Here is a 13,720-nt window from a genome sequence, read left to right as displayed (position 1 = left end):
AGCCTGTGCTGCGCGCGGGGCTCGTCCGACGACGTGCACGGAACTATCGCCAGCAAAATCCGCTCTAAACCCTCGTTTTCCCTGGCCGTTCCGGCTAACGAGGCCCCTTTCGATGAAACGTTTCGCACTGCTTTCCCTGATGGCCCTGGCCAGTACTTCGGCGTTCGCCTTCAACCTCAGCGATGCGGCCAATGCCGTCTCCGCCATGCAGGGCAACCAAGAGCAGGGCGCTGCCGTCCAGGCGCCGGCGGCCTCGGCCAACCTGCTCAACAGCCTCGGCAGCGAACTCAAGATCACCCCCGAACAGGCCATCGGCGGCACGGGTGCCTTGCTCGGCCTGGCGAAAAACCAGCTGAGCGGTAACGACTACGCGCAACTGAGCAAAGCCGTTCCCGGCCTCGATCTGCTCTCCAGCGACAACGCCCTCGGTGGCCTCAGCGGCCTGGGCAGCCTGCTCGGCAATAGCGGTCAGGCCTCGGCCCTGAGCAACGCCCTGGGCAACGTCAAGGACAGCAACGACCTGAACAATGCCTTCAGCGCCCTGGGCATGGACACCGGCATGATCGGCCAGTTCGCCCCGCTGATTCTGCAGTACCTTGGCCAGCAAGGCGTCGGCGGCTCGCTGTTGCAAAACCTGAGCGGGATCTGGGGTAGCGGCGCCGGGGCCGTGCCTTCGGTATAAATGCCAGCTTCCTTGCGGGAAAGGAGTGCGGTATATAGGCCGCCCATTTTTCGCAAGGAACGCTTCCCCGATGTTCATGGATGCACTGAAAATGTCCCTGGCAGCTGACGCCGTGCTGGGTTTCATGATGTACATGGCCGGCGCCGCCGCGCTGTTCGCCCTCTACGCGCTGATCTACACGCGCCTGACCCCCTACAACGAATTTGCCCTGATCCGTGCCGGCAACAGTGCCGCCGCCATCGCGCTGGGCGGTGCGCTGATTGGCTTCGCGATCCCGCTGGCCAGTGCCATTTCCCACTCCGTCTCCCTGCTCGACTTCCTGCTCTGGGCGCTGATTGCCGGCGTCGTGCAGTTGCTCGCCTTCGTCGTGGTCAGCCTCACCGTGCAAGGCATGGGCGCGCGTATCCAGCGCGAGGAAAACGCCTCGGCAATCCTCATGGCCGCCGTCGCCATCGGTAGCGGCCTGATTAATGCCGCCTGCATGACCCCGGCGACCTGACAGCGGAGAAACCCATGAAACGCAGCACGACCCTGAAGCTGGCGGCCCTCGGCGGCCTGCCGCTGGTGCTCGCCTATTGCCAGACCCGCACCGAACCGACCCGGGTGGTCAGCCGAACCGACCTCTACACCAGCATCGACCAGTGCTATGCCAGCCGCTACGACGTCCAGGCCTGCAGCGACAGTTGGCGTGTCGCCCGCGAGCACCACTTCGCCAACGCCCCGCGCTTCGCCAGCCTGCAGGCCTGCGAGGCGGCGTTCCAGCGCTGCCAGGCCGACGGCAACCAGTTCATGCCGCAGATCGAAGGCTTCGTGATCACCACTGAGCGCCAGGTGTACGACGACAGCGACGGCGCGTCGGGCAACTCGTCGGGCGGTGGCAGTTATGCCACCCACTACGACTATGTGGATACGCCGCCACGTTATTCGAGCGAGGCGATGTATCACGAACGGGACGGGCGCGGCGGCTTCCAGACCAGCACCGTGACCCAGCACGCCGATGTCTTGCCGGCGCGTTTCACCCGCGTGTCACCGGCCTGGCGGGTTGGCCAGCACAGCGGCTTTGCCTCGAACGCACCGGCGCGTGGCGGCTTCGGCTCCTGAGGATTCCTGGATGAAACGCATCAACAGCACCCCGCGCGCAGACTGGAAAGCCAGCGCCGAACGCTACGGCTTCGCCTTCCATACCTTCGGCGACGAGCCATACTGGGACGAATCGGCCTACTACCAATTCAGCCTGCGGCAGATCGAGGACGACCTCGAAGAGCCGACCCGCCAGTTGCATGAGCTGTGCATGGATCTGGTCGAACGGGTGGTCGACAGTGAAGAGCTGCTTGATCGCCTGGCGATCCCGCGCGACTACCGAGACCTGATCCGCCGCTCGTGGCGCGACGGCCACCCGCATTTCTATGGGCGTATGGACCTGTGCTACGACGGCAACGGCCCGGCCAAACTCCTTGAAGCCAACTACGACACGCCCACCTCGCTGTATGAGGCGAGCTTCTTTCAGTACCTCTGGCTCGAAGAGCAGATCAGCCGCGGTCAATTGCCGGCGCGCAGCGACCAGTTCAACAGCCTGGAAGAGAAGCTTGGCCGGGTGTTCCAGGCCAATACGTTCGCCACGCCGTTCTTTTTCGCCTCGGTAAAGGAATCGCTAGAGGATCGTGGCACTGTCGAATACCTACGCGATATAGCGGCCGGTGCCGGGCTGGATGCGCGCTTGGTCGCGCTGGAAGATATTCGCCTGGATGCCCGGCGGCGTTTTACCGACGCCGACGGGACGCTGATCCCCAGCTTGTTCAAGCTGTATCCCTGGGAAGACATCTTCCACGACCCGTTCGGCCCGGCCATTGCCGGCAGCGGCACGCTGTTCGTCGAGCCGCCGTGGAAGGCCCTGCTGTCGAACAAGGGCATGCTGGCGCTGCTCTGGGCGTTTCACCCAGGCCATCCGAACCTGCTGCCGAGCTTCATCGAGCCGTCAGCCGCAGGGTCGTTGCCTCGCGGCTGGGTGCGCAAGCCGTTCTTCTCCCGCGAGGGGGCGAATGTGCAGATTCATACCGACGATGGTCGCCAGGTGGCGCAGGGTGGGCCGTACCTGGACGGGCCGCAGATCCGTCAGCAGTTCCAGGCCTTGCCGCAGTTCGCCGGCAGCCATACGGTGATCGGCAGTTGGGTGATTGGCGATCTGCCGGCCGGCATTGGCATACGCGAGGACAACTCGCTGATCACCAAGGACAGCAGCCGGTTCCTGCCGCATGTGATCCTCGACTGACTCAGCGCAGCTCGGCGCGCAGTTGCTCGATGCGCTGGTCCTTGTCCTGCCACAGCTGGTTGACCCAGTCCTGCACGGTCTGGCGGAAGGCCGGGTCGTTCTCGTAGTCGCCGTGCCACAGCGCCGGGTCGAGTTCGCGCAGCTGGATATCGACGATCACCCGCGGGATGTTGCCGCTGACCAGGTCCCAGAAGCCGGGGGCCGGGTCGCCGGGGTAGACTAGGGTGACGTCGAGCAGGGCGTCGAGCTGTTCGCCCAGCGCCGCCAGCACGAACGCCACGCCGCCGGCCTTGGGCTTGAGCAGGTGGCGGAACGGCGAGCCTTGCGCGGTGCGTTTGGCCTCGGTGAAGCGGGTGCCTTCGAGGTAGTTGACCACGGTGACCGGCTGGCGCTTGAACAGCTCGCAGGCGGCCTTGGTGATTTCCAGGTCCTGGCCCTTGAGGTGCGGGTGCTTGTCGAGGAAGGCCTTGCTGTAGCGCTTCATGAACGGGTAATCCAGCGCCCACCAGGCCAGGCCCAGCAGGGGGACCCAGATCAGTTCCTTTTTCAGGAAGAACTTGAAGAACGGCACGCGGCGGTTGAGCACCTGAATCAGCGCCGGGATATCGACCCAGCTCTGGTGATTGCTGATGGCCAGGTACGAGGTGTCGATCCGCAGGCCTTCGGCGCCGCGAATGTCCCATTGGGTGGGGATGCACAGGGCGAAGATCAGCTTGTCGATCTCGGCCCAGGTTTCGGCGATCCACATCACCGCCCACGAGGCGTAGTCGCGGTAGCGGCCGGGGAGTACCAGCTTGAGCAGCGCGAAGACCATCAGCGGGCCGATCAGCACCAGGGTGTTGAGCAGGAGCAGCGCTGTTACCAGGCTGCCGGTCAGCAGGCGTCGCATAGGAAGACTCTTCATCTCGTGTAGGCGGCCGATAATGATAAGCAGACCATGGGGTTTACGCCAAATGCTGGCGAACCTATCCTGCTTTGGCAGTCTAAGCACTGTCTTAACTCAAGGAAGCCGAACCGGTGAAATCCCTACTTGCATTGCTGTCCCTGCTGGCGTTGCCGGTGATGGCCGCCGAGCCCGAGCTGTATGGCCGTTATGAGTACATCAAGGTGCCGGAGATCGGCGAAACCTTCAAAGCCAAGATGGACACCGGGGCGCTGACCGCGTCGCTGTCGGCCCGCGACATCGAGCGGTTTAGCCGCGACGGCGAGGACTGGGTGCGCTTCAAACTGGCAACCAAGGGCGCCGACGACAAGGTGTATGAGCACAAGCTGGCGCGGATCAGCAAGATCAAGGCGCGTGCCGACGAGGACGAAGACGGCGAGAGCGTCGAGGCGGCGAAGCGGCCGGTGGTCGATCTGGAGCTGTGCCTGGGCGATCAGAAGCGCACGGTGGAGGTGAACCTGACCGACCGCAGCAGCTTCAATTACCCGTTGCTGATTGGCGCCAAGGCCTTGCGCGAATTCGGCGCAGCGGTGAACCCGGCCCGGCGCTTCACTGCGGGCAAACCGGACTGCTGATTTAAGAGCATCGCGGGACGAGCCCGCTCCCACAAGGGTGGTGCAATACCTGTGTGGGAGCGGGCTCGTCCCGCGATGAGGCCTTGCCAGGCGCCGGTTAATCTCCTAAAAGTGCACCTTCCCCCCGGCCAAGCTCGGAAGCCATGCCTCACATCCTCATAGTCGAAGACGAAGCGGCCATCGCCGACACCCTGGTATTCGCCCTGCAAGGCGACGGTCACAGCACCGAATGGGTGACCCTGGGCAACACCGCCCTGGAGCAACAGCGCCAGCGCCCCGCCGACCTGATCATCCTCGATATCGGCCTGCCCGATATCAGCGGTTTCGAAACCTGCCGCCAGCTGCGCCGTTTCAGCGAGGTGCCGGTGATGTTCCTCAGTGCCCGCGATGGCGAAATCGACCGGGTGGTCGGCCTGGAAATCGGTGCCGACGATTACGTGGTCAAACCCTTCAGCCCACGCGAAGTGGCCGCCCGCGTGCGTGCTATCCTCAAACGCATGGCCCCGCGCAGCGAAGCCCCGGCGATGGCCGGACACTTCGTGGTCGACACCTTGCGCATGCAGATCAGCTACCGCAGCCAGTCGCTGGTGCTGACCCGCCACGAATTCCGCCTGCTGCACTGCCTGCTGGAACAACCGCAGCGGGTGTTCAGCCGCGAACAACTGCTCGACGCCGTCGGCGTGCCCAGCGATGCCGGCTACGAGCGCAGCATCGACAGCCACATCAAGAGCTTGCGCGCCAAGCTGCGGCTGATCGCCGCCGAGGCCGAGCCGATCCAGACCCACCGCGGCCTCGGTTACAGCTATAGCCCGGACCACAGCTGATGCGCCTGGGCATTCGGATCTTCCTGGTGTACTTCCTGTTCGTCGGGCTGACGGCGTTTTTCATCCTCAGCACGGTACGCGAAGAAGTCCGCCCGAGCGTGCGCCAGTCCACCGAGGAAACCCTGGTCGACACTGCCAACCTGCTTGCGGAAATCCTTCGCGACCAGGTCAAGGCCGGCACCCTCGGCCAGAGCAACCTGCCGGAGCTGCTCAAGGCCTACGGCCAGCGTCGGCCGAATGCCGATATCTGGGGCCTGGCCAAGACCCAGGTCAACCACCGCATCTATGTCACCGACGCCAACGGCATCGTCTTGCTCGACTCCAGCGGAACCGCCGTCGGCCAGGACTACTCGCGCTGGAACGACGTCTACCTGACCCTGCAGGGCAAATACGGCGCGCGCTCGACCCGCAGCGACCCGGACGACCCGGAGTCGTCGGTGATGCACGTTGCGGCGCCGATCCTCGATGCCGGGACGATCATCGGCGTGGTGACCGTGGCCAAGCCGAACAGTTCGTTGCAGCCGTACGTCGACCGTTCCGAACGACGCCTGATCAACCTCGGCCTGGGCTTGATCGTGCTCGGCCTGCTGGTCGGCGCCGGGCTCTCGTGGTGGCTGGCGCGCTCGTTGCGTCGGCTCACCCGTTACGCCCAGGCGGTCAGCGAAGGCGAGCGGGTGGCCCTGCCGCATTACCGCGGCGGCGAGCTGGCGACCCTGGCCGGGGCGGTGGAGCGGATGCGCACCCAGCTGGAGGGCAAGGCCTACGTCGAGCGCTACGTGCACACCCTGACCCACGAACTGAAAAGCCCGCTGGCGGCCATTCGCGGTGCCAGCGAGCTGTTGCAGGGGCCGATGAGCGATGAGCAGCGCCAGCGCTTTGCCGGCAACATCGAAAGCGAAAGCGCGCGCATGCAGCAGTTGATCGAGCGCCTGCTGCACCTGGCCCAGGTCGAGCAGCGCCACGGTCTGGAGGATCAGCAGTGGGTAGCCTTGGGGGCGTTGGTCGATTCGCTGTTGATGGCGCAGAGTGCGCGCATCGAAGCCGCCGGCCTGCAGATTCGCCAGCGCCTGCCGGCGACGCAGCAGTTGCTTTGCGAGCCGTTCCTGATGCGCCAGGCGATAGCCAACCTGCTGGAAAACGCCCTCGACTTCACCCCGCCCGGTGGCCTGCTGGTGTTCGCGCTGGAGCACGCCGGCGCACGGGTGGCGCTGAGCCTGTACAACCAGGGCGAGGCGATCCCGGCGTATGCGCTGGGCCGCCTCAGCGAGCGCTTCTACTCCCTGCCGCGGCCCGGCAGTGGGCGCAAGAGCACCGGCCTGGGGCTGAACTTCGTCGAGGAAGTGATGCAGTTGCACGGCGGCACCCTGGAGGTGGCCAACGTCGAAGACGGGGTGCGCGTGCGCTTGTGGTTGCCGGCCAGCCGCCTGGGCTGAAACTCCACACAATCTCCACATGCGCTCCCTGTGGGCTCCATATCGGTTACGCAGACTCTGCCCATCGAAACCGGAGCCATGCAGATGAACCGAACCCTCAGCTTCAAACTGGGCGCGATAGCCGCCCTTGTGATTCTCCTGCTGATCCCGCTGCTGATGATCGGCGGCCTGATCAGCGAGCGGCAGGCGCTGCGCGACGAGGTGGTGCGCGGCATCGCCCAGAGTTCCAGCTTCAACCAGCAGCTCAGCGGGCCGATGCTGGTGGTGCCGTACCGCAAGGTGGTGCGCAGTTGGGTGACCCAGGACGGGCACACGTTCCAGGAGGCCCGGGACAACAGCGGCTTCCTTTATTTTTTGCCGGAAACCTTTGAGCTGGATGGCACGGTCAGCACCGAACCGCGTTCGCGCGGCATCTACGAGACGCGCCTGTACCACGCCAACAATCAGATCCGCGGCCAGTTCAAGCTGCCGGCGAACTGGGGCATCAGCAAGGACCTGGACGACTACCGCTTCGATGCGCCGTTCATTGCCGTGGGCGTCAGCGATATCCGTGGCATTCAGAAGGGCCTGACGCTGAAGCTCGGCGAACAGACGCTGAACTTTCAGGCCGGCACCGGCCTGGCCTGGTTGGGCGGCGGCGTGCATGTGCCGTTGCCGAACCTCGACGGCAAGGCCGAGACCCAGCTGGACTATGCGTTCGACCTGGCCCTGCAGGGCACCGGGCAGCTGCATGTACTGCCGGTGGGGCGCAGCAGCACGGTCAACCTCAGCTCGAACTGGCCGCACCCCAGCTTCATTGGCAACTACCTGCCGAATAACCGCGAAGTGCGGGCCGACGGCTTTACGGCGCAGTGGCAGACCTCGTTCTTCTCCACCAACCTCGAAGACGTGCTCAGCCAGTGCGTGAGCAAGGATGACTGCGAGGCGTTTCGTGCACGGACCTTTGGCGTGAGCTTTATCGACCCGGTCGACCAGTACCTCAAGAGCGAGCGGGCGATCAAATATGCGCTGCTGTTCATCGCGCTGACGTTTGCCGGGTTCTTCCTGTTCGAGGTGCTGAAGAACCTCAGCGTGCACCCGATTCAATACGCACTGGTGGGGGTATCGCTGGCGTTCTTCTACCTGTTGCTGCTGTCGCTGTCGGAGCATCTCGGGTTTGGCTTGGCGTACCTGATCTCGGCGGCGGGGTGTGTCGGCTTGATCGGCTTCTACCTGTGCCATGTGTTGCACAGTGCGGCTCGCGGGCTGGGTTTCGCGGCGGGGCTGGCGGTGTTGTACGCGATGCTGTTCGGCCTGTTGAGCGCCGAGGATTACGCACTGCTGATGGGCTCGCTGCTGCTGTTCGCGCTGCTCGGGGCGTTCATGGTGCTGACGCGGCGGCTGGACTGGTATGGGGTGGGGAGGGCGCTATGAGGGGGTTACGAGAAGAGCGGCGGGTGGGGGCGGTGCTGGCGCGGCGGATTGAGCGGTGGCTTCATCGCGGTGTAGGCGCTGGCTCGCCTGCGACCTGCCGCGAAGCTGCAGCAAAGCCTGCCAGCGCGGTTACCCAGTAAGGTCGCGCTAGCAGGTTCTACGACCGCTTCGTCCGAACGCGGCCCGGCTCGAACGCAGGCAAGCCAGCGCCTACAGCTGCGATTCGGCGTGATGAACGGTGGTCAGCCCCGCGCCGGGTCGGTGGCGACCATCGATGCGCGCTGACTGACCTCGGCGTACCAGGCCGCCAACTTTGGCTGGCGTTCGCGCCAGCCAAAATCCGGCATCCTCAAGTCGAGGTAGCCCAAGCCACAGGCCACGCCAATCGCCGCCACATCGAACACCGCGTGCAGCTCGGCAATGTGCTCACGCTCCAGGTTTTCCAGGCCGCGCCGGACCTTGCCCTGTTGCGCCTCCACCCATTCGTCCCAGCGTTTCTCTTGCGGGCGCAGGAAGGTTTCATAGCGGGTCAGCACCGCTGCATCCATGATCGCGTCGGCCAGCGCGGCCAGGGTCAAGCGCCGCCAGCGCGCCGCCCCTTCACGCGGAATCAGCGGGCTACCGACATGCTGCTGATCCAGGTACTCGACAATCACCCGGCTGTCGAACAGCACCGAACCATCGGCCAGGCGCAAGGCCGGGATCTTCCCGGCCGGGTTGTCCGCATTCAGCTCGGCCACCGGGTTCACCGGGGTCAGGTTGATGGTTTTCAACTCGACCCGGTCGACCTGCCCGGTCTCGTGCAACAGCACCAGCACCTTGCGCACGAACGGCGAAGCCGGCGAATGAAACAGCGTCATCGTTGCGATGGACATGGCCAGCCCTCAGTTACCTTGCAGGCTCGGTGGCAGGCACACGCCGGTACCGCCGATGCCGCAGTAGCCTTCGGGGTTCTTCGCCAGGTACTGCTGGTGATACGCCTCGGCAAAGTACACGGTGGGCGCCTGTTCGATCTCGGTGGTGATCTCGCCGAAGCCGGCCTTGCTCAGCTCGGCCTGGTAGACCGCCTTGCTGGCCAGGGCTTCCTCCAGTTGCTGCGGGATGGTGCAGTAGATCACCGAACGGTACTGGGTGCCGATGTCGTTGCCCTGGCGCATGCCCTGGGTCGGGTTGTGCAGTTCCCAGAACTGCTTCAGCAGCTCCTGGTAGCTGACCTTGTCCTTGTCGAACACCACCAGCACCACCTCGGTGTGGCCGGTGAGGCCCGAACAGACTTCTTCGTAGGTCGGGTTGGGGGTGAAGCCGCCGGCATAGCCGACCACGGTGCTGACCACGCCGTCGCGCTGCCAGAAGCGCCGCTCGGCGCCCCAGAAGCACCCCAGGCCAAAGATCGCAAAGTCGACGTTCTCGAAGAACGGGCCGAGCAGCGGGGTGTCTTTGAAGACAAAGTGCTTTTCCGGCAGGGCCATCGGCGTTTCACGGCCAGGCAGCGCCTGTTCAGCGGTAGGCAGTACGTTTTTGTTCACCAGAATCTCCGAGCGCAGGACCATGAGCCATTCCTCTTCAAGGCAGGATGGGTAGGGGATAGACCCGTAGTGTGCCCGAGTGTTTCGTCGCTGTCAGGCGATTGGGCCGCGTGGGTAGCGCTGGAGTTTGGCGATCAGTTCGGCGCCGGGAATCGGCCGGTCGAACAGGTAGCCCTGGCCGACGTCGCAGCGGTGCCGACGGAGGAACGCCAGCTGCGCGGCGGTTTCGATACCTTCGGCAACCACCTTGAGTTTGAGGTTGTGGGCCATGGCCACCACCGCCGAGGTGATTTCCATGTCGTCCTGGTTGTCGGGGATCTCGTGGATGAAGCTGCGATCGATCTTGATGATGTCGATCGGGAATTTCTTCAGGTAGCTCAGCGATGAATAACCGGTGCCGAAGTCGTCCATGGCCAGGGTCAGGCCCAGCTGCTTGAGCTGGTCGAGCTGGCGGTGGGTATCCTCGGTGGCTTCCAGCAGCAGGCCTTCGGTCAGTTCCAGTTCCAGCAGGTGCGGCGGCAGCGCTTCCTCCTTGAGGATGTTGGCAATCGAGGCCACCAGGTCCGGGTCGGAGAACTGCTTGGGCGACAGGTTGATCGCCACTTGCAGGTTGCCCAGGCCCATGGCGCTGAGCTCCTGGCTCATGCGGCAGGCCTGGCGGGCGACCCATTTGCCGATCGGGATGATCAGCCCGGTTTCTTCGGCCACGCTGATGAACTGGTCCGGGCGGATCATCCCGCGTTCCGGGTGGTTCCAGCGCAGCAGCGCCTCCAGCCCGAGCAGGCGACCGCTACGCAGGCACAGCTTGGGCTGGTAGAACACTTCCAGTTCGTTCTGGGTCAGCGCCCGGCGCAGGTTGTTCTCGACGAACAGCTTGTAGCTGGCCTCGGCATTCAAGGCCTCGGTGAACACCTGCACCTGGTGTTTGCCATTGGCTTTGGCCTTGTGCAGGGCCAGGCCGGCATTCTTCATCAGGGTTTGCGGGTCGCGCCCGTGCAGCGGCGCGCAGGCCAGGCCGACGGAACCGGTGACATTGATCAGCTGGTTGTCGACGAACATCGGTTTGTCGAGGGTGCGCAGCAGCAGTTGCGCGGTTTGCTGGCCGCTCTCCAGCGCGGTGTCTTCGAGTAGCACGGCGAATTCGTTACTGGCAAAGCGCGCCAGGCTGCCGCCGGGGCTGAGGCTGTTGCGCAGGCGCCGGGCCAGGCTGATCAGCAGCTTATCGCCGGTCTGGTGGCCAAGGCTGTCGTTGATCCGCTTGAAATTGTCGATGTCCACCAGCAGCAGGCAGATCGGGCTGTCGCTGTCGCGTTCGAAGCGCTCGTCGAGGCTGCGGATGAACGCCGGGCGGTTGCCCAGGCTGGTCAGGTTGTCGGTGTAGGCCAGGCGCTCGATGCGCTGCTGGGCCAGTTTGCTCTGGGTGATGTCTTCGTAGATGCCGATGTAATGCGTCAGCTCGCGGTTGTCGCCGTAGACCTTGGAGATCGACAACTGACCCCAGTAGGGTTCGAGGTTCTTGCGCCGGCTCTTGAATTCGCCCTGCCAGCTGTTGCCCATGGCCAGGCTGGAGGGGGAATCGAACAGCAGTTCGCTGAGGTTTTCCAACGCCGACAGCTCCGACAGGCGGTGGCCGTGGACTTCCTCGGTGCTGTACTGGGTGATCGCGGTAAAGCTGGGGTTGACGTACTCCACCACACCGTCGCGGTTTACCAGCAGGAAGGCGTTGGCGCTCTGTTCCACGGCGCGCTGGAACAGGTGCAGGGCGCTGGTGGCGGTGCGCCGCTTGTGGTTGTTGATGACCTGGGCGAACTGGTCGGCCAGCTCGCCGGCAAAGGCGATTTCGTCGCTTTGCCAGGCGCGCGGGCTGCCCGACTGTTCCAGGCAGAGCACGCCGACCACCTGACCGTCGATGCGGATGCTGGCGTCGAGCATGGCGTTGATGTCGCGCGGGCGCAGGCTCTCGGCCATCTCGCGGGTACGCGGGTCGTGGTTGGCGTTGTGGGCGTCGATGGCCCGGCTGGTGTGCAGCGCTTCGAGGTAATCGGGGAAGCGGCTCGCGTCGATCGGCTCGGGCAGGCAGTGCGCCTGGCTCTCGCGGTAGAACGCGGAAATCGGCTCCAGGCGCTGCTCTTCCAGGTACCAGATGCTCGCGCAGTCGATCCGGTAGATCTCGCAGGCGCTGCGGGTGATCAGCTCGGCGGCTTCCTGCAGGGAGTTCTCGGCGCTGTAGCGCTGGCGGGCCAGGCGCAGGATCAGGTCTTGCTGGGCGCGAACCCGTTCGAGGTGTTCGAGCTGTTCCTGCTGGGCCTGCTGGTTCAGTTGCAGGGCGATCTGCAGACGGTTGTTGCGGGTTTCCAGCTCGCTTGGCGAGAGGTCGGCGGCTTCGCCGGGCTGGGTGCCGAGCACCAGCAGGTAGCCGCGCAGGAGCTGGCGGGTGTGCTGCTTGTAGGCTTCGCCGAGCTCCAGCAGGTTCAGCGGGCCCTGGCTGCTGTGCAGGGTGTAGCGCACCAGGTAGTACGGGCGCTCGGCCAGTTGGGCCTGGATCGCGTCGTGCAGCTTGTAGCGGGCTTCGGGTTCCATGAGGCTGGCGTAGGGCGAGCCGACCAGGGCGCAGAGCTCGACGGCCGCGAGGCCGAACTGGCGTTCGCAGCCCGGATCGAGGAACAGCATGGCCCAGCTGGCCTCGTTCAGCCGCTCGAAACGCAGCATACCGAGCCGCGAGGGCACCGGTAACTGCGTCACTACCTCGGCCACCGAACGGCTGGTGGCATCAGGTTGGCTTTTCATGGAGAGCTCGCTTCAAGAGGGCTGTTTGCGCGGGCTGGGCACTGTGCTGCTACGCGATTGGGCAAGGTTGCATCATGTGCTTGAGGCTGACAAGCGATACAGCGGCGCGCCGTAGCCTTTGTGTCGGCATGCGCTGGGAAATCTTCAATAAAAACCAATGCCCGTGGTATTGCGCCTACAGGGACCGCGCAGCAACGACTAATTGATAGGCAAAAAAAAGCCCCGCCAAAACTGACGGGGTTGAGGTACGAGCGTGGCAGCTCGAAAGGGGTAACTGTCTCCCCCGGCAGGGGGAGACAGTGAACAGCATTACAGCAGCAGGGTGCGGATGTCGCTCAGCAGGTCGCCCAGACGCTTGGTGAAGCGCGCAGCCGCAGCACCGTTGATCACGCGGTGATCGTAGGACAGCGACAGCGGCAGCATCAGCTTAGGCTGGAAGGCTTTGCCGTCCCAGACTGGCTGGATGGTGGCTTTCGACACACCCAGGATCGCCACTTCCGGCGCGTTGACGATCGGCGTGAAGCCGGTGCCGCCAATGTGGCCAAGGCTGGAGATGGTGAAGCAGGCACCCTGCATGTCGTCGGCCGACAGCTTCTTGGTACGCGCTTTCTCTGCCAGGGCCGCCGCTTCGGCAGCCAGTTGCAGCAGGCTCTTCTGGTCGACGTTCTTGATCACCGGTACCAGCAGGCCATCCGGGGTGTCCACGGCAAAGCCGATGTTCACGTACTTCTTGCGGATGATCGCTTTGCCGCTAGGCGCCAGCGAGCTATTGAAGTCCGGCAGTTCCTTGAGCAGGTGCGCACAGGCCTTGAGCAGCAGTGGCAGTACGGTCAGCTTGACCCCGGCTTTCTCGGCAACGGCTTTCTGCGCAACGCGGAAGGCTTCCAGCTCGGTGATGTCGGCCGAGTCGAACTGGGTGACGTGTGGCACGTTCAGCCAGCTGCGATGCAGGTTGGTCGCACCCACTTGCATCAGACGGGTCATGGCGACTTCTTCGATCTCGCCGAAACGGCTGAAATCGACTTCCGGGATTGGCGGAATGCCAGCGCCACCGCTCGCACCGGCTGCCGGTGCCTGCTTGGCTTTCTGCATCATCGCCTTGACGTAAACCTGCACGTCTTCCTTGAGGATGCGGCCGTGCGGGCCCGTTGCGGCCACGGCGTTCAGCTCGACGCCGAACTCGCGGGCCAGCTGACGCACGGCTGGGCCGGCGTGCACCTTGGCACCGTTGGCGGCGGCAGGCGCCGCCACCGGTGCTTCGGCCTTGG

13 protein-coding genes are annotated in these 13,720 nt (G+C 64.5%); 8 read left to right on the top strand and 5 right to left on the bottom strand.

The features are described 5' to 3' along the window. The first annotated feature begins 112 nt into the window (after positions 1-112). The 4 genes from DCO48_RS20655 (at position 113) to DCO48_RS20640 (ending at position 2,951) form a co-directional block, all read left to right on the top strand. Entirely contained in the window at positions 113-682 is a 570-nt protein-coding gene (locus tag DCO48_RS20655; RefSeq protein WP_116552461.1) for a DUF2780 domain-containing protein, read from the top strand. A 70-nt stretch (positions 683-752) separates the two neighbouring features. Then, positions 753-1,181, top strand: coding sequence for a DUF350 domain-containing protein (locus DCO48_RS20650; protein WP_116552460.1), 429 nt, complete (start codon positions 753-755; stop codon positions 1,179-1,181). 14 nt (positions 1,182-1,195) lie between these two features. Beyond that, positions 1,196-1,783, top strand: coding sequence for a DUF1190 domain-containing protein (locus DCO48_RS20645; protein ID WP_116552459.1), 588 nt, complete (start codon positions 1,196-1,198; stop codon positions 1,781-1,783). A 10-nt stretch (positions 1,784-1,793) separates the two neighbouring features. Then, positions 1,794-2,951, top strand: a complete 1,158-nt coding sequence (locus DCO48_RS20640) for a glutathionylspermidine synthase family protein (RefSeq protein WP_116552458.1) — start codon at positions 1,794-1,796, stop codon at positions 2,949-2,951. Between the two features lies 1 nt (position 2,952). On the opposite strand, the gene DCO48_RS20635 is transcribed toward DCO48_RS20640, so the two are convergent. Beyond that, positions 2,953-3,840 carry an acyltransferase gene (locus DCO48_RS20635; protein WP_116552457.1) on the bottom strand — a complete coding sequence of 296 codons (888 nt, stop codon included), beginning with the start codon at positions 3,838-3,840 and terminating at the stop codon, positions 2,953-2,955. A 128-nt stretch (positions 3,841-3,968) separates the two neighbouring features. Here DCO48_RS20635 and DCO48_RS20630 point away from each other — a divergent pair, with 128 nt between their 5' ends. The 4 genes from DCO48_RS20630 (at position 3,969) to creD (ending at position 8,139) form a co-directional block, all read left to right on the top strand. Then, entirely contained in the window at positions 3,969-4,469 is a 501-nt protein-coding gene (locus tag DCO48_RS20630) for an ATP-dependent zinc protease (RefSeq protein ID WP_116552456.1), read from the top strand. Positions 4,470-4,612: 143 nt separating this feature from the next. Further along, on the top strand, positions 4,613-5,293 hold the full coding sequence (gene creB / locus DCO48_RS20625; protein ID WP_116552455.1) for a two-component system response regulator CreB: 681 nt from the start codon (positions 4,613-4,615) through the stop codon (positions 5,291-5,293). After that, a complete protein-coding gene (gene creC, locus DCO48_RS20620; RefSeq protein ID WP_116552454.1) occupies positions 5,293-6,726 on the top strand; it encodes a two-component system sensor histidine kinase CreC in 1,434 nt (477 codons plus the stop codon). The genes creB and creC overlap by 1 nt, the downstream gene beginning before the upstream one ends. A gap of 84 nt (positions 6,727-6,810) precedes the next feature. Continuing rightward, the gene (gene creD / locus DCO48_RS20615; RefSeq protein ID WP_116552484.1) at positions 6,811-8,139 is read left to right on the top strand and encodes a cell envelope integrity protein CreD; all 1,329 of its coding nucleotides are present in this window, start codon (positions 6,811-6,813) and stop codon (positions 8,137-8,139) included. Between the two features lie 242 nt (positions 8,140-8,381). On the opposite strand, the gene DCO48_RS20610 is transcribed toward creD, so the two are convergent. The 4 genes from DCO48_RS20610 to DCO48_RS20595 all read right to left on the bottom strand — a co-directional run. Continuing rightward, on the bottom strand, positions 8,382-9,008 hold the full coding sequence (locus tag DCO48_RS20610; RefSeq protein WP_116552483.1) for a glutathione S-transferase: 627 nt from the start codon (positions 9,006-9,008) through the stop codon (positions 8,382-8,384). 15 nt (positions 9,009-9,023) lie between these two features. Beyond that, complete coding sequence (gene msrA / locus DCO48_RS20605) at positions 9,024-9,689, bottom strand: peptide-methionine (S)-S-oxide reductase MsrA (protein WP_116552453.1); 666 nt, start codon at positions 9,687-9,689, stop codon at positions 9,024-9,026. Between the two features lie 69 nt (positions 9,690-9,758). Further along, entirely contained in the window at positions 9,759-12,452 is a 2,694-nt protein-coding gene (locus DCO48_RS20600) for a GGDEF and EAL domain-containing protein (RefSeq protein ID WP_116552452.1), read from the bottom strand. A 309-nt stretch (positions 12,453-12,761) separates the two neighbouring features. Continuing rightward, positions 12,762-13,720 (bottom strand): 2-oxo acid dehydrogenase subunit E2 (locus tag DCO48_RS20595; protein WP_177410629.1); only part of this gene is annotated, 959 nt, incomplete at its 5' end.

It is taken from the genome of Pseudomonas sp. SDI, from assembly GCF_003105155.1.
Classification (GTDB): Bacteria; Pseudomonadota; Gammaproteobacteria; order Pseudomonadales; family Pseudomonadaceae; genus Aquipseudomonas.
This window is presented reverse-complemented; position numbering and strand designations above follow the sequence as displayed.